The organism is Prevotella sp. TCVGH (assembly GCF_023522295.1).
Classification (GTDB): Bacteria; Bacteroidota; Bacteroidia; order Bacteroidales; family Bacteroidaceae; genus Prevotella; species Prevotella timonensis.
Map to the genome: position 1 here is coordinate 22110 of NZ_QFFX01000021.1, position 24397 is coordinate 46506.

A 24397-nucleotide genomic window follows, 5' to 3' on the forward strand; every position below is an offset into this window, starting at 1 on the left:
ACAAAATCATACCCTAAAGGTATATGCACATAAAACTAACAACTTGTAGAATAAGCTTATTATCACTTCTACTTGTTATTTCTATTTCTATATCAAGGGCGAGGGGCACAACGTTCCCTCCCCTTTCCCCCAATGCTGTTGAGGGGAAACTCACCAATGGCTTACGTTACATCCTTGTACCTACTACAAACCAATCGCATAAAATAGAAATGCGGATGATTATGCGAATAGGTTCGTTGGTTGAAGATGAAGAACAAAGAGGATGCGCACACTTTTTGGAACATTTAGCGTTTGAGGGAACTAAACGTTTTCCCAATCGCACTATGATACAGGCTTTCGAGGCGCAAGGAATGAAATATGGGCGAGATATTAATGCGTTTACGGGATTCGACCGTACCATTTATTCCTTATCTCTACCAATCACCAGTGCCCAACAACGTTCTGAAATACTGCAATTAGCACTTCATTCGACAAGCGATTGGCTTGGTGCTATTGAAATATCAACATCTCATGTTGAAAATGAGAAAGGCACCATTATAGAAGAACTTCGCAGTTATACCCTGCCTGATGATTTTTATACGCTAAAAATAGGAACAGGAAGATATTCTAAGCGTATGCCTTTAGGATCAGAACAAGAAATTAAAGCTGTAACGCCTAAAGCATTACTACAATATTACAATAAATGGTACAAGCCTCATAATGCAACTATTATTATTGTTGGAGATGTAGACGTTAAGGAGGCTAAACATTTGATATCAACAACATTGGGACATCTTCCAAAAACAAACAAGCAAACTACACCTCCCACCTATCCTTTAACTTACAGCAAAGGCACCAACTATATGGTGTTAACCGATAGTTTACAAACCACTCAAAAAATTGATTGGATAATTCCACATGTCATGCCTTTTACCACCAATCTGCACAACATGCTTGAACGTAAACGTATGGAAATTGTGTGTTCTTTACTCAACAACAGATTAAAGGAAAGCGGAACAAGGTGCGAAGTCTATGACTCGTGGTATTTAGCAAATAAAAATCATTTTACATTCTCATTTTCATCAACGCATAACAGCACATTGCTACAATCCATAAGAACTGCCTCAGCAGAGTGTAGACGTATTGTCAAGCAAGGTATCTGCTCCATAGAACTTCAACATCTCATCAAAAAGCAACAAGAAAAAATGATTGTTGAAAAAGAAGACAAAACTGCTACTGAGATTTGCGATGATCTAATCGATTATGTTATTTTTGGGGAAAGACGAATTTACTCTAATCAAGAAGCCAATCTGCTGAAAGTGCTATTAAGTAAAACTACGAGCAAAGATATCGTAAAGCGTTTAAGCTTCTTGTTGAAACAAATGCGAAAATCAAGCCTAATAGCTTACAATAGTCATAGTGACAATTCATTGTCCAAGCAAGCAATCATACAAGCATGGCAACAAGGACAGCGGCAAAGCATGGAAAGATACACATTCCATCCACCTCATCCAAGTTCTCCATGTGCTGCCATACAACGCCCCGAAAGGGATCTGAAAACGTACGAGATTACAAATGGGGCAGTAACAAACCAAAACATCCATGAAAAGTTGGGCGTAACCGATATAAAACTTTCCAATGGAATACGCTTATTGCTCAAACCTACCAATACTGCCGACTCTACCATTTACATCGCATGGATAGGACGTGGCGGAATGGCAGACCTTACAACTCTACAACAAAAGCGCTACTACGATGCTATTGCTTATGTGGATCTGGGTGGTATACAAGGATTGCCAAACGACACGCTGTCTGACATCATGATGCAAAAATCACTCTCAATGGCTTTGGGAGTAGATCAATATTGGCATCAATTATTAGCTTCTGGACCAGTCTGCTATAGCTCTTCTTTATTTCGTTTGATCAGAGAAAAAATAATGCATCCAGGCTTAGATTATCCACTATTCGAAAATCTGAAACAATCAGAAATAACGAATAATGGAAAAGAGACCTTGTTACAGCGTATGATGAAACGAGATATTAACCGACTCATAGATATTTGCATTGATTCATTGGTTGGAAACGGAAGAGATAAAACTTTTTTAATGAATAAAGCAGATTGGCAACAGCTTAATTTAGATACGTTGGCAACCTACTATAAGCGTACATTTGGTGATTTGCGCAATACAACAATCATCCTAACAGGGGGATTTGATTTGACAAAAATTATACCGCAAGCTGTCGCTATCTTTTCTGAAATGCCTCAACAAGATGCTATGCCTTTGGACAATCGACCTATAAGTTTACCATGCAATGAGGTGCGAAAAGTATTCATAGACAATGATAGTCATCAAAAGGGAACACTCTACATGGTACTTCCCTTCAACTATCATCCTGGGTTGAGAACGTCTCTCTGCATCAAACTAATGCGTGACTTGTTGCAAGAGCGTGTTATTGATATCCTGCGAGAAAAGCTTCACATCGTATATTCACCTTACGTCGACCTATTTTACGATGGATACCCACAACAACGAGCATATTTACAACTTACCATCGATGCAGAAAAGAACAATCTGGAAAAGGTTGAACAAACTCTCTGCAACATCGTCACACAATTTCAAGACACTGCTGTAAGCACAGCTAATCTTGAAAAAATGAAGCGATCGTTTTTGGTAGCTAAGCAGCAAGCTCTATCCAACGACACGCCCATAGAGTGGAAAAATGCACTCACATTATTGATTAAGAATGATGAGAGCATTGCTGACTTCAATCATTACGAATCTATATTACAACAAATCACAGCACAGGAAATACAACAAATGTTTAAGCAATATATAAAATTAAACAAACGAATAGTACTAATAAAGACAGATGAAACAAAAAAATAAATTTCTATCCCTTCTACTTGTTATAGTAGCAGCAGGATCCATGGTCGTCAATGCGCAACAGACTACCTATGATGCTTATCGATTATACGACAACAGTGGCAAAGCTATCGATTATCAACAAATGGTGCGACAACTATCAAAGGCAGACGTCGTATTTTTAGGCGAGATACATAATTGTGCCATTACTCACTGGTTAGAGTTACGCATTCTGCAATCACTCTATTTGGCTCATGGAAGAAATTTGGCATTAGGTATGGAGATGTTCGAAGCCGACAATCAACTCATTCTTAATGAATATCTGCAAGGACTTATTTTCTCTGACAGATTCGAAGAAGAGGCGCGTATATGGCCCAATTACGTTACAGATTATGCGCCAATTGTCAACTTCGCTCGTGAAAACAAGATATCAACTGTGGCAACAAATGTACCAAGAAGATATGCGGCAATGGTTAAAGAACACGGGTTAGCATTCATTGATTCACTTTCTAAAGAAGCCAAGGAGTATTTCCCTCCATTACCCATTCCCTACGAGCCAAACCCACAAGCCGAACAAGGATTTGCCATGATGAGAATGTTGGGTGGTGGAAAATCAAATAAAGATAACAGCCACCTTTCTGAAGCACAGGCACTCAAAGATGCAACAATGGCATGGCATATCGCACAAACCTCCACTCCTAAAATGTTGCATATAAATGGAAATATCCACACTGATGGCAACAGTGGCATTATCACCTACCTAAGGAAATATGCCCCCAAGAAAAAAATAATTACTCTACGTACTGTGCGACAAGAAGATATTACATTTTTAGATGATACATACAAAGGATTAGCAGATTATTACCTTTGTGTGCCGGAGGATATGACAAATACTTATTAGATAAACAATTATAATAAAATAAACAACGTATAAAATGAAAATCAATTACAAGCTCGTACTGTCATGCGTGTTGTTCATGATTACGCCTTTCCGAACAATGGCAACAGAATATTTGACCATTGAGTTTAAGGACAAAAGTTTTGTTACCTTTGGTATGGACAAACAACCCGTCATTTCTTTTAAAGGAGGAAATTTGGTGATTACTGACAATTTCAATGAAACAAAAGAAATGGTCACCAATCAAATCGTACGCTATTATTTCTCAAAACAACAACCCACGACAAACATTGATGAAGAACGAACAGTTGCGCAGAAACCATTTGTTCTCAATGGACATGTGATGTACCAAGGGCTTACATCATCATCTGTCGTAAGAGTTTTCACCCTCAACGGAGTAGAAGTAGCACATTACAAAGCCGATTCGCAAGGTTGTGTGGATATTGATGTCTCAACCATGCCACATGGCGTTTACATTTTCCATTCAAATAAAAATGTAATTAAAATTGTAAATAAATAACTTTTATAGAAAACAATATAAACCATAATTCACAAGAAATATGAAAAGAAAAATCATTCTCTCGTTTGTTTTATCAGCTATTGTGATAAGCATCAATGCTCAAGAGTACAACATGAAGATAAACAAAGTAAACGGTGAAGTACTTACTATTGCAACAAGCGAAATCAAAGATGTCATGTTTGAAGAGATAAAAGGCAAGGAGGAAGAGCCACAAGATGAACCACGCTTTATTACCATGGGTGGTAAAAAATGGGCAATGGGGAACCTTGTTTATGATAATGGAAAGTGGCGAATTGCTGCCAACCAATGGGAGTACTTCAATGCTGTCTATGGAAGAGCTGGCGAAGGAAATACCAAATGTAAACTCAGTGATACGCAAGTAGATCATTTCAGATGGGGAGTATTAGGCAATGCAGCCATAACACAGGGGTCAGACGTTGTAAAAGCCTTTGGTAATGGATCTTGGGATATTTACAACATCTCTGGAAAAATGTATAAAGATATTGATTGTAAAGATGAGACCAAGAATTTCGATGAAGCAAAATATGGTGATTTGGCATTTTGGGCTACGAAAGGTAAATGGCGCATGCCGTCTAAAGCCGACTGGAATTACTTAAAAGATGGGTGCGATTGGCAGTTAGGTTATATTACATTAGATAACGGCAAGCAACTTTATGGCTGTCTGATTACAGAAGCCGCAGGAGATTTTGGTGAAACAAATACCATAGCTAAAGAGTTCTCGAAAGCTGAAGTAGAGAAAAATCTCTTTTTGCCATTAGCAGGGTATCGCTTTGAAAACAAGATAAAAAATGCTGGATATGGTGGTTATTATTGGACAAGCCAACTGTTCAATAAAACAGATAATTATGCTTTTGAAGTATCGTTCGACCACGATGGATTCTACATTAATCAAAATGGTGGCGATGCTAATAATGGTAACTGTATCAGACCTATCTTGGTAGAAACCAAATAATAAAAGCTGTTTCAAATAATAATGAAACAACTCTTTATGACCCCTTGGAAGTAGGAAACTTTCTGACGGAACGTTTCTTACTTCCATTTTTTAATACCGACTCTCTTTATTCGGATAAACACACATCAATTTTTACATGATATCTATCGCCCTAACTGCTACAGTTTTGAAATGAAAGGACAACAGGTGGTTAGTTTTATCTTTATATTAATGTTTAAAGTTTAGAATATTTTCGTACTTTTGCAAAGATAATAAGGAGATGTTCATGGATAATAAATCAGCGACATTAGAATTAGGAACCAAACCTGTTGGCGCTCTACTGATGCAATACGCCATGCCGGCCGTGATTGCCATGACGGCATCATCGTTATATAATATGATAGATCGCATTTTCATCGGTCAGGTGGTGGGTCCGTTGGCAATTTCAGGATTAGCTATTACCTTTCCGCTCATGAACTTGTCTGCTGCTTTTGGTGCTGCTGTAGGTGTAGGATCGTCTACTGCTATTTCTGTGAAGTTGGGACAGAAGGACTACGATATTGCTGAGAATGTATTGGGCAACTCTGTTACATTGAATATTATTATAGGACTTGCCTTCGGAATTATCTGCTTAATCTTTTTAGATCCCATCATTTTATTTTTCGGAGCCAGTGAAAATACCTTGCCTTATGCACGAGACTATATGCAAGTTATCTTAATTGGTAACATCATATCGCACATGTATTTTGGCATGAACAACGTGCTGCGGGCGGCCAGCAAGCCCAAGCACGCCATGTACGCCACCATGTTTACCGTGGTTATGAATATTATCCTCGATGCCATCTTTATCCTTTGGTGGGGCTGGGGTATTCGAGGAGCCGCTTTCGCAACGATTATTTCACAAGCCATGGCATTGGTTTGGCAGCTCAAGTTGTTTAGCAACCCCAATGAGTTGTTGCATCTAAAAAGAGGTATCTATCGCCTTAAAACAGATTTAGTAAAAAATATTATCGGCATTGGCATCTCTCCTTTCCTGATGAACGCTTGCGCTTGTATCATTGTTATCTTCATGAACAATCAGTTTGTGCGCTATGGAGGTGACATGGCAGTAGGAGCTTATGGCATCGCCAATAGTATCGCCGTGGTTTTCATCATGTTCGTCATGGGCATCAATCAAGGAATGCAGCCAATTGCAGGTTACAATTACGGTGCAATGCAGTTGGATCGGGTGATGAGGGTTTTACAGTTATCCATTATAGCTGCCACGGTTATCATGACAGTTGGTTGGGCTATCGCCATGTTCATACCCTATTACTGTGTGCGTCTCTTTACAAACGACCCGACACTCATTGAGATGTCTATCAAAGGTGTGCGCATTGACCTGCTGATGTTTCCTGTCGTTGGAGCGCAGATGGTTATTACCAACTTTTTTCAGTGTATCGGAAAAGTAAAAATCAGCATTTTCTTGTCTTTATCCCGACAGCTACTTTTCTTGTTACCTCTGCTGGCTATCTTACCTCCCATGTTTGGAATAGATGGCGTATGGGCCTCACTACCTGCTTCAGACCTTGTTGCTGTCATCGTGGCTGTGACGATGATGACGATTTATATGAAGAAATTCAAAATACAACATAAAGAATCTACCAATGGAACACAAAAAGAAGATAATCATTAACATTGGCCGACAAGTGGGCAGTGGTGGACGCATTATCGCCAAACTGCTTGCCGATGAGTTTGAATGTCAGTTTTATGACAAAGAGATACTCAATTTAGCTGCTAAAGAAAGCGGGTTCAGTGAAAAGTTTTTTGAGCAAAATGATGAACACAAAGGTTTTTTCCAAACCCTCTTTCACACGCATGCGCCCTTATTAAGTGATAATAACTTCTACGACAATAAGTTCTCACAAGAGAGTCTTTTTCAGTTCCAAAGCGAAGCCATCATGAAGGCTGCCGATGAAGGCAGTTGTGTTTTTGTGGGACGAGCCGCCGACTATGTGCTGCGAACTTATCCAAACGTCGTAAACATCTTCATCACTGCCAACATGAAAGACCGCATCAAATTAGTTTGCCAGCGATTAGGCTGTGATGAAAAGAATGCCAAGAAGTTGATTATCGACAAAGAAAGTGAACGCGCTTCTTATTACAATTACTACACTGGAAAGAAGTGGGGACACAGTTGTAGCTACGACCTCTGTATCAACTCGAGCTACATGGGATTGGAGAAAACAGCAAAATTCATAGGAGACTATATCCGCATGCGGTTTGGATATAGCTCTGAAAAAAGGTAATGCGTAAATGAAAAGAATTGGTATTATCAGCGACACGCACGCCTATTGGGACGACAAGTACGAGAAATACTTTGCCGAGTGTGATGAGATATGGCACGCTGGCGACATTGGCTCATTGGAAGTGGCACAAAAATTGGCTGCCATCAAGCCGTTAAGGGCTGTTTGTGGTAACTGTGACGGTGGTGACTTGCGACGAATGTGCCGTGACAAACTGCGGTTCAAGTGCGAAGATGTGGATGTACTGCTGACGCACATCGGCGGCTATCCCGGCAATTACGCCCCACAAATACGCAGCTTGCTTTTTGCTTCGCCACCTCAATTATTCGTTTGTGGACACTCGCATATCCTGAAAGTGCAATACGACAAAACACTCAACTTGCTTCACATCAATCCCGGTGCGGCAGGCTTACAAGGCTGGCACCGTGAAAGAACGCTGATAAGATTGACCATAGAAGGCAATAAATTCACCGATTGTGAAGTTATTACATTAAGTGATAAGAACCATCATCCATAGCACACAGATGAAAAAAGCACATACCTATTTATTTCAATTTATCGTACTGACAGGCGTGTATTATGGTACACAACTCCTGTTCAATTGGGGTGGTGAATATCATTGGCAAAATTTGATGATTGGGAGTGCCTTGTTCGGAATGACGATGATGTTGCTCAATATCTATTCCGACTATAGAGAACAGAAAAAACGAAAGGAAAAGAATCAGGAATATTTGGAAACTTACGATAAAGTGATTAAAGACAAAGATCATAAAAAACAACAAGAAATATGAAAACATACTTAGTGACAGGAGCCGCAGGCTTCATCGGAGCCAACTTCATCAAGTATTTGCTTGACAAAAAGTACAAGAATGAAGACATCAAGGTGATTATACTGGATGTACTGACCTACGCAGGCAATCTCGGTACTATCAAGAATAATATTGACAACAAACGTTGTTTCTTCGTGAAAGGCGACATCAGAGACAGAGCTTTGGCAGACAAGTTGTTTGCTGAACACGATATAGACTTTGTCGTAAACTTTGCCGCTGAGAGCCATGTGGACCGCAGTATCGAGGACCCACAACTGTTTCTTTCGGTGAATATACTTGGCACTCAAAACCTCATGGACGCTGCCCGAAGGGCTTGGGTCACGGGCAAAGATGCACAAGGTTATCCCACATGGAAAGCTGGCAAACGCTATCATCAGGTTTCTACCGACGAGGTTTACGGCTCATTGGGCGCAGAAGGATTCTTTACAGAACAAACTCCGCTGTGTCCGCACAGTCCCTATAGTGCGTCAAAGACCAGTGCTGACATGATTGTCATGGCTTATCGCGACACCTACCGCATGCCCGTGAGCATCACGCGATGCTCTAACAACTACGGTCCTTATCACTTTCCAGAGAAGTTGATACCGCTCATTATCAAAAATATCCTTGAGGGTAAGCAACTTCCTGTGTACGGTAAGGGCGACAATGTGCGCGACTGGCTCTATGTAGAAGACCACTGCAAAGCCATTGATATGGTGGTGCGAGAGGGTAAAGAAGGCGAGGTGTACAATGTAGGTGGGCATAACGAGATGAAGAACATCGACATTGTGAAGCTCACTATCAAGACCATTCACGACATGATGCAGCAGGATAAAGACCTGAGAAAGGTGCTGAAGAAGCAAGAAGTGGATGAACAAGGCAACATTAAGATTGATTGGATCAACGATAACTTGATTACTTTTGTCGCTGATAGATTAGGACACGACCAGCGTTACGCTATTGATCCCACAAAGATAAAGAACGATTTGGGGTGGTATCCTGAAACTATGTTTGCCGACGGAATCGTGAAAACCATCAAATGGAACCTACAACATCAGGATTGGATCAACGAGGTAACCTCTGGAGACTATCAAAAATACTACGAACAGATGTACGGTAACCGATAAGAAACACGAGCAGTTGAAAACGAAAATCATTGACTTAGTTAAGATCGTTGACCCCAGAGGAAACCTAACCGTTGCCGAAGGTTGCAAGGATGTGCCCTTTGATGTGAAGCGGGTGTACTGGGTGTACGACGTGCCAGCAGGCGAAAGTCGTGGTGGACATGCCCACAAACGGTGCAAAGAGTTTTTAATTGCATTGAGTGGCAGCTTCCATGTAACGCTCAACAACGGCAAGGAAAAGACTTCTATACTGTTGAACCACCCTTATCAAGGCCTGTTTGTCGATACTGATACATGGCGGACGTTAGATGACTTCTCCTCGGGAGCAGTATGCTTGGTATTGGCATCTGAGCCTTTCGACGAAGAAGATTACATTCGAGAGTATCACTCGTTTATGGAATATATCAAGAACAAACCTGATGTTTGAGATAAAACGATATGCACCAAACGACAAGGAGCGTTGGAACAGCTATGTGAGAGAGGCAAAAAATGCCACCTTTCTGCTTGACAGAGCCTATATGGACTATCATCAAGACAAGTTTGCGGACGCTTCATTGCTCTTTTACAAGGAGGGTATGCTGTACGCGCTGTTGCCTGCCCATATTGCAAACGACACCTTATACACACACTTAGGATTGACATACGGTGGTCTTGTCATGGACTATCGGGTTACCGCTTCCGACATGTTGTGCCTTTTCGAGGAACTTAACACATACCTTCGCACACAGCACATCAAGCGAGTGGTGTACCGTCCCACGCCTTCTATCTATCACCTAATACCTGCCGAAGAGGATTTGTACGCACTCTTCAAAGTCTGCAACGCTCAATTAGTGGCACGCAATATTTCTTCCGCCATCCATTTGGCACATCCACTGAAGTGGAGTAGAGACCGAAAATACGGCATTAACCGATGTGCGAGAAATGGCATAGAGATAAAACAGAGTACAGACTTTGCCGCCTTTTGGCAAGTATTGGAAGACAATTTAATGAATAAATACGGTGCGAAACCCGTTCATAGCTTGCAGGAAATAGAACTGTTGCACCAACGTTTCCCCTATCACATCCAGTTGTATGTGGCATGCAAAGATAACATGGTGTTAGGAGGAACCGTTCTTTATCTCACTCCCAATGTGGTGCATACGCAATACATCTCGGCATCGCCAGAAGGAAAGCAACTGCGTGTCATCGATGGGCTGTTCCATTTCTTACTCCATCAATCGTGGGACAAACGACAATATTTTGATTTTGGCACGTCTACTCTGCAAGATGGGCATCTGCTCAACGCTTCACTCATTCATCAAAAAGAGGGGTTTGGCGGTCGTGCTATATGTTATGACACTTATCAGTGGGAGGTATGATACCCTATTTATCTTTACAACGAGTAACCAATGAACACCTGACAGAGATACAACAGGCTGTCAATAAGGTAATTGAGAGTGGTTGGTATCTGCAAGGTCAGGCGGTACAAGCGTTTGAAAAACAATATGCCGAATACATTGGCACGCAACATTGCGTGAGTTGCGCCAACGGACTGGACGCGCTCACCCTCATTCTCAAAGCCTATATCGAACTGGGAATGATGCAAGCTGGCGATGAAATTATTGTGCCTGCCAATACTTATATTGCTACTATCCTCGCCATAACATCCAACCAATTGGTGCCTGTGCTGATAGAACCACGCATGGATACGTTTCAGATCGACGACACCAAGATAGAAGAAGCCATTACCGAGCGCACTCGTGGCATTATGTTGGTGCACCTCTATGGACGTTGTGCATACACCAATCTTGTTGGAGAGCTCTGCCAAAAATATCACCTGAAACTCATAGAAGACAATGCGCAGGCACACGGATGCCGCTACAATGGCAGTCAACGCACAGGGTCTTTGGGCGATGCGGCTGCACACAGTTTTTATCCTGGCAAGAACTTGGGAGCTTTGGGTGATGCAGGTACCGTAACAACCAATGATAGCGAACTGGCAAACACGATAAGGACTTTGGCTAATTATGGTTCGTCGCAGAAATATGTGTTTCCTTACAAAGGGCAGAATAGCAGGATGGACGAAATACAAGCAGCTGTGCTGAGCGTGAAACTAAAATACCTTGATGCGGACAATGCACGTCGCAGCACCATTGCACAGCACTATTTGTCCAACATACACCATCCTCTTATCACACTCCCACAAGGATGTAGCGAGGATAACGTGTGGCACATTTTCCCCATTCTAACTCCACAAAGAGACAAGTTACAGCAATTTTTGTCGCAACAGGGCATCCAGACCGTTATTCATTACCCTATTCCGCCTCATCAGCAAGGGGCTTACAAAGAGTGGAACCACCGTACATACCCTATTACCGAACGCATTCACGCACAAGAATTGAGCATTCCACTCAACCAAACACTTACCGATGCAGAAATGAATACGATTGTCAATGTACTGAACTCTTATCCTACGTGAGTCACGGGCTGACGATAATAGCATAAAAAAATGCACCTCCATATAATAAGGAGGTACATTTTTACCCTAACTTAATAGTTAGATACGGAATTATAGGAGCATGTTTTGACATGCTCATATCGAATTACAGTGCAAATTTGTAACCAACTGTAATCTGGAAAACGCTATTCTTACTGCTGTCTTCGCCAATAATCTTGGTTACTCCCCAATTGTATCGTGCATCAATATTTATATTGCTGAACTCATAGGAAACACCCACGGGAATAGAGACATCAACCTTATTCACTTTGGCATCAATTCCCGCAGCTTTAAGAGCTTTCTCTAAATCAACCTCTGCGTTGACACCATTCTGTGAAACTTTGACTTTATTATTGATTAAAAAACCTGGTTGTAAACCTAATTTCACAGCAAATCCATTAGCCACATAGACGTTAGCAAGAATGGGAACATTAATATAATCTAACTTTACTGTTCCATCTACATCGCCTATTTTTCCCTTAGCTCCCTGCATAGAGTAAAGTAATCCACCCGAGATACTAACCATGTCCGTAGCCTGTACTTCTATTTCGGCACCAACTACTGGCGCAAATCTTGAGTCGGCATCACCATCATTTGTAAGCGTAGCTATGTTCAAACCAACTTTAGGTTGTAAGGTAACCGTACCTTTGTCACGCTGTCCGTACGCTGCAATTGCTATAAACATAACGCATGCACTTAAAATAACTTTTTTCATATAAGATAATTATTATAAATAAATTAAACTTATGCAAAGATACACAAACAACGTAACACTCCAAACGTTAACGATAGATTTTTCAGGAAGAAATCATTTTTTATTTTCTTCTTGTAGGATAGACGATGAAAGCGAATGCGAATTGATACTGCATTGGGTGGAGTGTATTTATGTGGATATGAAAACATCCAAAGTAGGAGAGATGCGCAACTCGACTATCTCAATGTGTGAGGATTACTAAGTCCGTGCAGCGAAAAGGCGTTTTGTGAACAATACAATGACTCAAATAAATAAGAAAAAATTTTACAAGTACCCCTTCATAGCTGCCATATTTTGAAGCAACCTGCTCCTTACTTACAAATATCGAAGTTTTGGCGAAGTTTCGAATTTTGTTGATTATCAAGATGATACAAATAATGGTCGTTTATATTCAATCATTTTACCTGCATTTTTGCATGAAATAACGGCTTTTTTTGCTGTTATCAACATGCAATAACCGCATTAAGTCATGTGAACAGCATGCTTAACCCATGTGAACAACCGCCTTATCTCCATGCTTTAGCACAAACGAGGCTTTTTCATGATTCTATTTTGCCATCATAGCATTGACTTTGCCTATCGATTTTTTCTATTTCATCATTTTTCAACGCCCATTTTATTGTCATTTTTTAGGACAAACAAAATAGAAAAAGAGGTCGACAATGAGCGCAAACAATGTAAGCTGTTTCTTTCATGAGAGGTGTTGTTGAATATAAAGAAAAAACAGTTTTTCCCCATCTACCACCTTATATAAATAAGCGAGCAGGGCTCAATACATGAAAAAAAAGCAAGATTTTTAATTATTTTTTCGGAAAAAGTACAACATTAAATAAATTTTGCTATCTTTACACCGCATAAACAACTTACTATGAATAAAAAGAGCTTCCTCTATAGAGCTTTTGATTTATACTATGATGGTTTCAAAAACATGACACTGGGTAAAACCCTGTGGGCTGTCATTATTATCAAACTCTTCATTATGTTTGCGGTATTAAAATTCTTTTTCTTCCCAAACTTCATTCATCAAAATGCCAAAGATGGAGGAGAGGCAGATTTTGTTTCGAGCGAGATGATAAAACGAACAATTCATTAAATATTTAACATTATGCACAATCTGTTATTAGAGATTTCGGCACAGACGATTGATTGGTCACGTGCCCAATTTGCTTTAACAGCCATTTATCATTGGCTTTTTGTTCCACTGACATTGGGTCTTGCCGTTGTCATGGGCATTATGGAGACTTGTTATTACCGTACACGTGATCCTTTCTGGAAGGATGCTGCACGTTTTTGGCAGAAACTGTTTGGTATCAACTTCGCTATGGGCGTGGCTACCGGACTTATCTTGGAGTTTGAGTTTGGTACCAACTGGAGTAACTACTCTTGGTTTGTAGGCGATATCTTCGGTGCGCCATTGGCTGTTGAGGGTATCATTGCCTTTTTCATGGAGGCTACCTTTGTTGCTGTGATGTTCTTTGGTTGGAAGAAAGTTTCACCTGGATTCCACTTGGCATCTACTTGGTTAACAGGTCTGGGAGCAACGATATCGGCTTGGTGGATTTTGGTAGCTAATGCATGGATGCAGTTGCCTGTAGGACAGGAGTTCAATCCAGACACAATGCGTTTCGAGATGAATTCTTTCATGGAAGTTGCCCTATCTCCGTTCGCAGTAGATAAATTCTGTCATACGGTTACTTCATCTTGGATTATTGGTGGAGTATTCACTGTAGCTGTTAGTAGTTGGTATCTGCTCAAGAAGAGAGACCACAAATTGGCGATAGCAAGTATGAAGATTGGTAGCATTGTTGGTTTAGTGGCAACATTGTTAGCGTTGATTACTGGACACAGTTCAGCTATTCAGGTAGGTAAGGTTCAACCGATGAAGTTGGCAGCCATGGAAGCGCTTTATAATGGAGGAACGAGTCAAGGCTTAACTGTTTTTGCTGCTGTGAATCCTTTCAAGCAACCTGATTATACCAACCAACAACAACCACCTATGAAGCTGGAGCTTCCTAAAGGTTTGTCATTCTTAGCAACATTAGATTTTGATGGTTATGTTCCAGGTATCAACGATATTTTGAACGGATATACCAAACCTGATGGCACGCAAGTTATCTCTGTTGAGGAGAAAATGCAGCGTGGCCGTATGGCTATCGCAGCTTTACAGGATTACCGTAATGGTAAAAAAGATGAAGCCACAAAGCAAGCTCTGAAAGACAACATGCCTTACTTCGGTTATGGATATGTAAAGTCACCGCATCAGGTGGTACCTTTCATTCCTGTTAACTTCTGGGCTTTCCGCTTAATGGTGGGCATAGGAATGTTGCTCATTCTCTTCTTTATTTGTTCTTTGTTCATTGTGTACAAGAAAGACATTGTCAAACACCGTTGGTTGTTGATTTCGGGCATCGTTTTATTGCCTTGTTCCTACATCGCATCACAGTCGGGTTGGCTTGTTGCAGAGTTTGGACGTCAACCTTGGACTATTCAGGATATGCTTCCAACATGGGTAGCTATTTCTGACATTAAACCAAGTTCTGTTATTGTCACATTCTTTATCTTCTTGATTCTGTTTACAACGATGTTGGCAGTCGAGATAAGTATTCTTTGTAAGGCTATTAAAAAAGGGCCAGAGAACAGTGAGATATCAAACCATGTTGAATTATAATTAGAAAGGTATAACAATGATTACATATAGTTTTTTACAGCATTACTGGTGGTTTCTTGTTTCTTTGTTAGGAGCCTTACTGGTTTTCTTGATGTTTGTACAAGGTGCTAACTCTTTGGTTTTCAACCTTGGAAAGACTGAACACGAGCGTAGAATGGTGATAAATAGTACTGGACGCAAATGGGAAATTACCTTTACTACCTTGGTAACGTTTGGTGGTGCTTTCTTCGCCTCATTTCCTTTGTTCTATAGTACCAGCTTTGGAGGTGCTTATTGGTTGTGGATGATTATCCTCTTTTCTTTTGTTGTTCAAGCAATCAGCTATGAATTTCAAAACAAGTTGGGTAATTTCTTAGGCGTAAAGACTTTCCAATGGTGTTTAGTAATCAATGGTATTTTGGGTCCTGTATTGTTAGGAGGTGCTGTGGCTACCTTCTTCAATGGATCTAATTTCGTTGTCGACAAAATGAATATTACCAATAGTGTTGCTCCTGTGATTAGCCATTGGGCAAATTATAGTCATGGTTTGGATGCATTGTTGGATATTTGGAATGTTGTATTAGGTTTGGCAGTTTTCTTCTTAGCACGTATTTTGGGTACCCTCTATATTATAAATAATGTGGCAGATGAAACTTTACGTGCACGTAGTCGCAAACAACTGCTTTACAATACCGCTGCTTTCTTGCTCTTGTTCCTTCCATTCTTGATTAGAACTTTGTTGAAAGATGGCTTCGCTTACGACCCTGCAACAGGAGTAATCTCTATGGAGTCAATGAAGTATCTATATAACTTGTTGGACATGTGGTATCTGTCAGTTGTGCTATTGGTGGGTGTTGTGCTGTTACTTTTTGGTATCGTCAGAACCGTTATGTGCAATAACTACATCAAGGGTATTTGGCCAGCAGGTATTGGCGTTGTGTTAGTGGTACTCGTTTTGTTGCTTATCGCAGGATGGAACAACACTGCCTACTATCCTTCTAATGTTGATTTACAGAGTTCTCTGACCATTGCCAATAGTTGCAGTAGTGAATTTACGCTCACAACGATGTCGATTGTTTCGCTCTTCATTCCATTTGTCTTGGCTTACATCGTTTATGTATGGTATACCATGGATAAAGACAAAATTACGAAAGAAGAAGTTAAGGAAGGAGATGTATATTAAGTCTGTTGACTAATTTCAAGTCTGAATGTGACTAAATTCTCGTAGACGATGAATTTAGTCACATTCTTTTTTGGTAGCTCCCTTTTTCCTACTCCTATTTATTCAATACTTAAAACCGTTCAGATTCTTTGCTAATGTCAGAATCATTTATTAAATTTGTGTGATGACACGAAAAGAAAGATACAAATACATCCTCGATTACTTTAAGGAAATATCGCCAGAGGTCACCACAGAATTAGAGTTCGGTTCTGCATTTCAACTATTGGTAGCCACCTTGTTGAGTGCCCAATGTACTGATAAGCGCATCAATCAGGTAACGCCTGCGTTGTTTGCACGTTATCCAGATGCTCCTTCAATGGCACAAGCCACAGCAGAAGACATTTTCACGTATGTGCGTAGCGTGAGTTATCCAAACTCGAAATCTAAACATTTGGTGGAGATGGCTCAAATGTTGGTGCGAGATTTTGATGGAGAAGTGCCAGATAATACGACAGATTTGGTGAAGTTGCCAGGCGTAGGTCGCAAAACAGCCAACGTGGTTCAAGCCGTTTGGTATGGAAAGGCAAAAATAGCTGTGGATACTCATGTGTATCGAGTGAGTCATCGATTAGGATTAGTTTCTCAAAAATCCAACACTCCCTTAAAGGTAGAGTTGGAACTGATGAAATATATCCCAGAGGCGGATGTGTCAAGCGCACATCATTGGCTTCTTCTTCATGGACGCTATATTTGCCAAAGTTTGCGACCTAAGTGCGAGAAGTGCCCATTTGAAGCTATTTGTCCCAAACTCATGAATTTTTCTAAATTAGGATAACCCATGGATATTAAAAGAATTTTGCACTATTTGGAGGAAATTGCTGCCAATAACAACCGAGATTGGTTTCAATCCCACAAAAAAGAATACTTGTGGTGTCGTCAAGAATTTGAAGAAGGAGTGACTAAGGCGATTGCTACTATTGCGGAGTTTGACCCTACGGTAGCGCATGTCACGGCAAAGGATGCTTGTTTTCGATTTAATCGTGACACTCGTTTCTCGCCCGACAAATCTCCCTACAAACGACATTTTGGTGCCTATATCAGTGCAAAGGGCAGAAAGTCCTTGCATGCTGGTTATTACATTCATCTACAGCCAGGGCATTGCTTGTTGTCCGCAGGGGCTTATTGGTTGCCCACTCCCATATTAACTTCTTGCCGAAATGAAATCATGGGTCATATTGACACTTGGCGTGAATGCGTTGAGAATGGAAAGTTTGTCAATTATTTTGGCTATGCCAACGAAGGCGTTTGGAGCGATGGACAGGCGTCTCAGAAAGGATTTGGAATCTCATGCTTAAAGACTTGTCCCCAAGGTTTCCCTTCTGATTACGAATTTATACAATACCTTCGTATGAAAGATTATGCTTGTTGGCGCCGGGTAGATGATGACTTCTTTGCCGGGAACGATTGGCTTCTTCCGATGGCTGAATTATTTAAGGTGGCACTGCCCATGATGCAGTTTACGAATAACGTCATTGATGATTATGAATGAAAAGTGCTGATTGGCTTCAGTTGCATCCGTTATTAAAAATAGTATTGGCTTTCATCATCGGTTTGGTGATTGCCCATACCTTTAACTTTGGATCTTTTGCTCCATGGTGGCTATGGTTAGGGATAACGATAGTTGCGTTATTAGTTGCCTTGCTATGCAGAAGTCATGCCCGTTGGCAAGGCGTCTGTATCTTTGGGGCATTTATTTTCTGGGGGATGTCTCTTTATACACTTCAGGATTGTCGGTCGGCTTCATCTCTGCCCGCTGGTGAGCAGGTTGCTCAAGGAGTCATTATGAGTCCGTTGATATCTAAAGGGAAGGTGGTACAATGTGATGTGTTGCTTACGAAAGGCTTGTTGTCAGGAAGCAAAGTGAAAGCATCTATTCTCAAAGATACGCTCCAACGGCGTTATCAGCAACTTGGTATTGGGAGTGGTATTGTATTTCGTGCTGTGTTTCATCCTTTTGAAAATCTAAAATCAGAATCACATTTTAATTATCCACAATGGATGTATCTGCATGGATATCGAGCCCAAACCTTTATTTATTTCACCAATTGGCAAACTTGTGCTGTCGACTTTCATGAGTTGCCGCGTGTAGAGCGTCTACGTTTGTTTGCCCAACAAGTTCGTTCTCGTTTGTTGCAAATTCTTGAACGGCAAGGTCTTCACGACCAAGACTATGCTGTCATTGCTGCTATGACCTTAGGAGATAAATCCTCCTTGTCCAAGTCTACCAAGGAACTTTACTCCATTACGGGTACTTCTCACTTGTTGGCACTGTCGGGTTTACACCTTAGTATTCTGTTTGGATTATTAAGTGTCGTCTTTGGGAGGCGTCACCTTCTGAACGTTGTTATAGTCATCCTCACGATTTGGGCTTATATTTTCTTAACGGGTATGTCTTCAAGTCTTCTACGATCAGGACTTATGTTGACGCTTTATTCATTAGTATCTTTACTGAATCGTCATCGCATGTCATTAAATGCGCTATCTTTTGCAGCCATAGTGATGTTGATGATACAACCCATGTTGTTGTGGGATGTCAGTTTTCAATTGTCGTTTATGGCTGTGTTAGCAATTCTAATTTTATACCATCCCATTTATCATTTGCTACCCTTGCATTGGCTTCAATGCTCTTCCTTTATCCGATTGTTATGGGGAATGATGACAGTGTCTGTTGCAGCACAAATAGGTACAGCACCGTTGGTGGCTTATTATTTCGGACGTTTTTCTTGTTATTTCCTATTCACCAATTTGATAGCCGTTCCTCTCACCACTTTTATTTTATATACAGCCTGCTTGGTGTTCATGTTGTCCTTTTGGACGTCGGCACAAAATATTGTTGCCCAAGTCATGGCATGGGCAGCACAGTGTCTCAACCAACAACTCTCTGCCATCGCATCGTGGACTGGTGCCAGTGTTGAAAACATTCATCTCACAGCCATACAGGTCTTGGCTATCTATCTGCTGATAGGCTGTGGCATTGGATTCTTGTTTTATTTATCCAAGAGTTACCGTCAATCCAAAATCTATTGAATATGCTTTGTTGCGCCTATTCGTTGCTCATTTCTCTATTGAAATAAGCTTCTAAGTCTGCTTCTGCTTTCTGATTTTCGTTGGGCAAGTCTTTGATAATCTTTCCTTTCTCAAGCAAAATGACTCTTGTTGATATCTCTATGGTATGTTGTAGGTTATGACTGCTCACCAAAATCGTGGCATTTGTCTGCTTGTGGTAATCCAAAATGATTTTCTTGAGCAAGTTCTGACTGGATGGGTCAAGGAAATTGAAAGGTTCATCCAAAACAAGTAGTTGGGGATGTGCAATCATTGCTGCAATAATCCCTATTTTTTGTTGATTTCCAGCAGAGAAATCACGAATCAATTTCTTTTGTCCAAGTATCTCACCATCCATGAGTTGCGCCATTGAGTTGAGAAAACTTTGTAATTGCTCTGTTGGAAGATGGTTTACTTTAGCGATGAAATCAAAATATTCTTCAGGTGTTAAAAAGTCAATTAAGAATCCACTATCAATATAAGCACCTGTTAATGCTTTCCATGTTTCTGTTTCAGAAGGTGATATCCAAGTCAAGTTGGTTGAATCTTGTGAAGGCGTTAATGATTCCGTAGAGACTGTTTGCTTTGTCTCTTTCTCATCAAATCCCAACAGAACCTGACCCTCGTCTGCCTTTTGTAAATCTAATAACAGTCTGAACAAGGTTGTTTTACCAGCTCCATTGTTGCCTACCAAGCCTATCACTTCACCTTTGTCTATCTCCAAAGAGGAGATATCGACAGCAGTTTTTTCACCAAATATCTTTTTAAGACCAGTAAGTTGTATCTTCATAAGGTTGATTTTTCTTCATTTGATGTTATGTCATGAAATGCGTAGATGTTTGTATGTGAGGGTTCGTAACAGTAGAGTGCGTGTCGTCATATAGAAAGATTGCTGACGGGCAAGAGTTATCCATTCTTGTTCATCGTCAGCAATCTTCGTTCTACTGCTTGTCACTAACGGAGGTTTCTGCCGTGACAATTCTTGAATTTCTTACCACTACCGCATGGACATGGGTCGTTTGGTCTTGGCATCTTATCCTTGATATACGGAGTTCGGTTCACTTGTTGTGCACCTTCTCGCGTGTCTTGTCTCGCTGCAGCTGCTTGATTTGGATCGGTGAGATCTTCTTTCTGTTCGTTGTAGCGTTGACTTCTTTGTTCTGGAGCAGCCTCTTGCACTTCTTCGTGTTGCATTTCAGGAATTTGTGCACGCATCAAGATGCTGGTTGTTTGGTTATTCATCTCGTCAATCATGCTGTCCCAAAGTTTCGCACTCTCCAGTTTGAAGATAAGCAGAGGGTCTTTTTGCTCATACGAAGCATTTTGCACACTGTGCCGCAAGTCGTCTAATTGTCGCAGATTCTCTTTCCAGTTTTCATCGATGATGTGCAACAAGGTAGATTTCTCGAACTGCTTCACTACGTCCTTTGCTTCTGTATCGTAGGCCTCTTTCAAGTTACAAGAGATTTGATACATTCGCTTGCCATCGGTCAGTGGCACCGCAATGCGCTCAAAGCGTTCGCCTTGTTCTTCTTGAACTTGCTTGATGACGGGCCAAGCTACAGCCTGAATGCGGTCTGACTTGCGTTTAAAAACCGCCATGGCATCTTGGAAAGCTCGTTCAGCCAAGGCATTTTTATCACCTGCCGTAAACTCTTCTTCCGTAAATGGAACTTCCATTGCCAACACCTTCAAGAACAATTCCTTGGCTTCTTGATAGTCGTTCGAACCAACGATGTTGAGACAACGGTCCCAAATAATATTGGTAATATCCATTCCGATACGTTCTCCCATCAAGGCGTGGCGACGTTTCTCATAGATGACCGTACGTTGTTTGTTCATCACGTCATCGTATTCGAGCAAATGTTTACGGATACCGAAGTTGTTTTCCTCTACCTTCTTTTGTGCTCGCTCAATACTCTTGGAAATCATCGGACTCTCAATGCGTTCGCCTTCCTTGAATCCAAGTCTGTCCATGACTGAAGAAATACGTTCTGAACCAAACAGACGCATGAGTTTGTCTTCCAAGCTCACATAGAATACCGAACTACCAGGGTCACCTTGACGTCCTGCACGACCGCGCAACTGACGGTCTACACGTCGACTCTCGTGTCGCTCTGTACCAATAATCGCAAGTCCTCCCGCTTCTTTTACTTCAGGAGAGAGCTTGATGTCCGTACCACGACCAGCCATGTTGGTTGCAATTGTTACAGCCCCTAAGCCGTTGATGGACTGACCAGCCTGTGCTACAATGTCCGCTTCTTTTTGGTGTAGTTTCGCATTCAGCACGTTGTGAGGAATCTTTCGCATGTTGAGCATCTTGCTGAGCAACTCAGAAATCTCAACAGAGGTAGTACCTACCAAGCAAGGGCGTCCACTATTTCTCATCTGTTCTATTTCGTCAATGACGGCAGCATATTTCTCACGAGCGGTTTTGTACACACGGTCGTCCATATCATTGCGCTGGATAGGACGGTTGGTAGGTATCTCTACCACATCCAATTTATAGATGTCCCAGAACTCCCCTGCCTCTGTAGATGCAGTACCTGTCATACCTGCCAACTTATGGTACATACGGAAGTAGTTTTGCAGCGTAATGGTTGCAAAGGTCTGTGTGGCAGCTTCCACTTTTACATGCTCCTTCGCCTCCACTGCCTGATGCAATCCATCGCTCCAACGGCGGCCTTCCATGATACGTCCTGTCTGTTCGTCAACGATTTTTACTTCGCCATCCATCACAACGTATTCATCGTCTTTGTTGAACATGGTATATGCCTTCAGCAACTGCTGCAAGGTATGAACACGTTCACTTTGCACACCATAGTGGGTCAACAGTTCATCTTTCTTATCAATACGCTCCTGATCAGAAAGATTTGTTTCGTTCTCTAATGCCGAAAGTTGAGCCGTGATGTCTGGCAATACAAAGAGTTGATTGTCATTCACCTGATTAGAGAGCCATTCTGTACCCTTATCTGTCAAGTCACAGCTGTTCAGTTTCTCATCAACAACGAAGAAGAGTGGCTCTACTGCCTTTGGCATCTCACGGTTGTTGTTCTGCATGTAGTACTCTTCTGTCTTGAGCATACCTGCCTTGATACCTTCTTCAGAAAGATATTTAATGAGCGGTTTGTTCTTTGGGAGAGATTTATAAGACCGGTACAGAGCAAGGAAGCCCTCTTCTGTCTTCTTCTGATCTTTGTTTGCTTGTCCCTCTGTAATGAGTTGTTTTGCCTCAGCTAAGAACTGAGTAGCAAGTTTTCGCTGCACATCAACCAGTCGTTCCACCAGTGGTTGATATTCTTCAAACATCTGGTCATCGCCTTTTGGGATAGGTCCACTAATAATCAAAGGAGTACGTGCATCGTCTATCAATACCGAGTCTACCTCATCCACAATGGCATAGTTATGGGCACGCTGTACCAAGTCGGCAGGAGAAATCGCCATATTATCACGCAAATAGTCAAAACCAAATTCGTTATTGGTACCAAATGTGATATCTGCCATGTATGCTTTCCTACGCTCTGGCGAGTTCGGGCGATGCTTATCAATGCAGTCTACGCTCAATCCATTAAACTCGTATAGCGGTCCCATCCACTCCGAGTCACGTTTTGCCAGATAGTCATTCACCGTTACTACGTGAACGCCGTTTCCTGTCAAAGCGTTTAAGAAAACGGGTAGGGTAGCGACTAAGGTCTTTCCTTCACCCGTAGCCATCTCTGCTATCTTACCTTGATGAAGGGCAATACCACCAAAGAGCTGTACATCGTAGTGTACCATTTCCCATTTCAAGTCATTTCCACCAGCTGTCCAGTGATTGTGATAAATCGCTTTGTCGCCATCAATGGTCACAAAATCCTTAGAAGGATCGGCAGCTAATTCACGGTCAAAGTCGGTGGCAGTAACCACAACTTCTTCATTTTCTGCAAATCTTCGAGCGGTATCTTTTACGATAGAAAAAGCGGTAGGCATGACATCATTGAGTGCCTTTTCGTATATTTCGAGTGCCTCTTTTTCCAATTTATCTATTTCTTCGAAGATGGGTTCACGTTCATCGATAGGTGTCTCTTCGATGTTGGCTTTCAGTTGCGCAATTTTGTCCTTTTGCGCTTGTGCGGCATCCTGTACATACTTTTGTATCTCTTTGGTTTTGGCACGTAGCTCGTCATTGCTCAGCTTTTGTATGTCGGGATAAACCTTTTTCACTGTTTCTACCAAAGGTTGAATCAGTCGCATATCTCGGCTCGATTTGTCGCCAAACAATGACTTTAGAAATTTATTGATATTCATTGTATCTATTTATTTGTTTTTATTCTCTATATAATAAGGTGATGCAAAATTACGAATAATATTTGTTAATTTGCTATTTCTCTTTTATTAATTTGGTGGTGTCCCCAGATGTTTGGGTAAGGTGCTTCATGTCAATGACTTTCTATCTTGATATTTCCTCTTTTCTTCTTTCTTTTGCATGGATTTGTTATCTCATTGACTTAAGCTGCTTATCTCCATGGGTTAACCGCCTTATCTCCATGACTTAAGCTCCTTATCTCCATGAGTTAATCGCCTTATTGTACTTTCCTAAAATCACTTGACAGTTTTTATTCACTTTTCCTAATTTACTTGTCAAATTTTTTCATTCATTCTAATTTACTTGTCAATTTCGCTTTTCGGCAAAAAAATATATTCTCAAACAGAGAAAAAGATAGCCTAAAGATGAACGAACCCTGTTTTTCGGCAAGTTCTTTAGGGGGCTCGAAGCCCCTAAAGAACTTTAGTAAGATAGCCTGTAAGCATCACTCACCCAGTTTTCGGCTTGACAAAGATA

The 24397-nt window shown here is 41.1% G+C and carries 21 protein-coding genes; 18 read left to right on the forward strand and 3 right to left on the reverse strand.

From position 1 onward, the window contains the following. Positions 1-23: 23 nt before the first annotated feature. The 12 genes from DEM91_RS05710 (at position 24) to DEM91_RS05765 (ending at position 11889) form a co-directional block, all read left to right on the forward strand. Positions 24-2867, forward strand: a complete 2844-nt coding sequence (locus DEM91_RS05710) for a M16 family metallopeptidase (RefSeq protein WP_275975245.1) — start codon at positions 24-26, stop codon at positions 2865-2867. Beyond that, a complete protein-coding gene (locus DEM91_RS05715) occupies positions 2851-3744 on the forward strand; it encodes a ChaN family lipoprotein (protein ID WP_249858277.1) in 894 nt (297 codons plus the stop codon). Before DEM91_RS05710 ends, DEM91_RS05715 begins: the two co-directional genes overlap by 17 nt. 34 nt (positions 3745-3778) lie before the next feature. Then, the gene (locus DEM91_RS05720; protein ID WP_249858278.1) at positions 3779-4261 is read left to right on the forward strand and encodes a hypothetical protein; all 483 of its coding nucleotides are present in this window, start codon (positions 3779-3781) and stop codon (positions 4259-4261) included. Between the two features lie 40 nt (positions 4262-4301). Then, positions 4302-5234 carry a fibrobacter succinogenes major paralogous domain-containing protein gene (locus DEM91_RS05725; RefSeq protein ID WP_249858279.1) on the forward strand — a complete coding sequence of 311 codons (933 nt, stop codon included), beginning with the start codon at positions 4302-4304 and terminating at the stop codon, positions 5232-5234. Between the two features lie 265 nt (positions 5235-5499). After that, complete coding sequence (locus DEM91_RS05730; RefSeq protein ID WP_249858280.1) at positions 5500-6888, forward strand: MATE family efflux transporter; 1389 nt, start codon at positions 5500-5502, stop codon at positions 6886-6888. Beyond that, complete coding sequence (locus tag DEM91_RS05735) at positions 6860-7501, forward strand: AAA family ATPase (RefSeq protein ID WP_249858281.1); 642 nt, start codon at positions 6860-6862, stop codon at positions 7499-7501. The genes DEM91_RS05730 and DEM91_RS05735 overlap by 29 nt, the downstream gene beginning before the upstream one ends. 7 nt (positions 7502-7508) lie before the next feature. Next, positions 7509-8015, forward strand: a complete 507-nt coding sequence (locus tag DEM91_RS05740) for a metallophosphoesterase family protein (RefSeq protein ID WP_249858282.1) — start codon at positions 7509-7511, stop codon at positions 8013-8015. 7 nt (positions 8016-8022) lie between these two features. Continuing rightward, complete coding sequence (locus DEM91_RS05745; protein WP_249858283.1) at positions 8023-8289, forward strand: hypothetical protein; 267 nt, start codon at positions 8023-8025, stop codon at positions 8287-8289. Next, positions 8286-9434 (forward strand): dTDP-glucose 4,6-dehydratase, encoded by a 1149-nt coding sequence (gene rfbB, locus DEM91_RS05750; protein WP_249858284.1) that lies wholly within the window; start codon positions 8286-8288, stop codon positions 9432-9434. The genes DEM91_RS05745 and rfbB overlap by 4 nt, the downstream gene beginning before the upstream one ends. A 13-nt stretch (positions 9435-9447) precedes the next feature. Further along, the gene (locus tag DEM91_RS05755) at positions 9448-9858 is read left to right on the forward strand and encodes a sugar 3,4-ketoisomerase (RefSeq protein WP_249858285.1); all 411 of its coding nucleotides are present in this window, start codon (positions 9448-9450) and stop codon (positions 9856-9858) included. Continuing rightward, positions 9851-10789: a GNAT family N-acetyltransferase gene (locus DEM91_RS05760; RefSeq protein ID WP_249858286.1), complete on the forward strand. Its 939-nt coding sequence runs from the start codon at positions 9851-9853 to the stop codon at positions 10787-10789. Before DEM91_RS05755 ends, DEM91_RS05760 begins: the two co-directional genes overlap by 8 nt. Next, a complete protein-coding gene (locus tag DEM91_RS05765; RefSeq protein ID WP_249858287.1) occupies positions 10786-11889 on the forward strand; it encodes a DegT/DnrJ/EryC1/StrS family aminotransferase in 1104 nt (367 codons plus the stop codon). The genes DEM91_RS05760 and DEM91_RS05765 overlap by 4 nt, the downstream gene beginning before the upstream one ends. Before the next feature lie 124 nt (positions 11890-12013). Here the strand turns inward: DEM91_RS05765 and DEM91_RS05770 are convergent, their stop codons facing one another. Next, the gene (locus DEM91_RS05770) at positions 12014-12622 is read right to left on the reverse strand and encodes a porin family protein (RefSeq protein ID WP_249858288.1); all 609 of its coding nucleotides are present in this window, start codon (positions 12620-12622) and stop codon (positions 12014-12016) included. A 907-nt stretch (positions 12623-13529) separates the two neighbouring features. On the opposite strand from DEM91_RS05770, the gene DEM91_RS05775 reads away from it, so the two are divergent. The 6 genes from DEM91_RS05775 (at position 13530) to DEM91_RS05800 (ending at position 19557) form a co-directional block, all read left to right on the forward strand. Continuing rightward, positions 13530-13754, forward strand: coding sequence for a DUF4492 domain-containing protein (locus tag DEM91_RS05775; protein WP_008124255.1), 225 nt, complete (start codon positions 13530-13532; stop codon positions 13752-13754). A gap of 12 nt (positions 13755-13766) precedes the next feature. Beyond that, positions 13767-15329, forward strand: a complete 1563-nt coding sequence (locus tag DEM91_RS05780) for a cytochrome ubiquinol oxidase subunit I (RefSeq protein ID WP_249858289.1) — start codon at positions 13767-13769, stop codon at positions 15327-15329. Between the two features lie 19 nt (positions 15330-15348). Beyond that, complete coding sequence (locus tag DEM91_RS05785; protein ID WP_249858297.1) at positions 15349-16491, forward strand: cytochrome d ubiquinol oxidase subunit II; 1143 nt, start codon at positions 15349-15351, stop codon at positions 16489-16491. A gap of 163 nt (positions 16492-16654) precedes the next feature. Then, positions 16655-17305, forward strand: a complete 651-nt coding sequence (nth, locus tag DEM91_RS05790) for an endonuclease III (RefSeq protein ID WP_249858290.1) — start codon at positions 16655-16657, stop codon at positions 17303-17305. 3 nt (positions 17306-17308) lie between these two features. Further along, the gene (locus tag DEM91_RS05795; RefSeq protein WP_249858291.1) at positions 17309-18019 is read left to right on the forward strand and encodes a DUF2461 domain-containing protein; all 711 of its coding nucleotides are present in this window, start codon (positions 17309-17311) and stop codon (positions 18017-18019) included. Continuing rightward, on the forward strand, positions 18016-19557 hold the full coding sequence (locus DEM91_RS05800) for a ComEC/Rec2 family competence protein (RefSeq protein WP_249858292.1): 1542 nt from the start codon (positions 18016-18018) through the stop codon (positions 19555-19557). The genes DEM91_RS05795 and DEM91_RS05800 overlap by 4 nt, the downstream gene beginning before the upstream one ends. Positions 19558-19573: 16 nt before the next feature. Here DEM91_RS05800 and DEM91_RS05805 read toward each other — a convergent pair whose 3' ends face one another. Beyond that, positions 19574-20365, reverse strand: coding sequence for an ABC transporter ATP-binding protein (locus DEM91_RS05805; RefSeq protein WP_249858293.1), 792 nt, complete (start codon positions 20363-20365; stop codon positions 19574-19576). A 164-nt stretch (positions 20366-20529) separates the two neighbouring features. Then, positions 20530-23862, reverse strand: coding sequence for a preprotein translocase subunit SecA (gene secA / locus DEM91_RS05810; RefSeq protein ID WP_249858294.1), 3333 nt, complete (start codon positions 23860-23862; stop codon positions 20530-20532). Between the last annotated feature and the right edge of the window lie 535 nt (positions 23863-24397).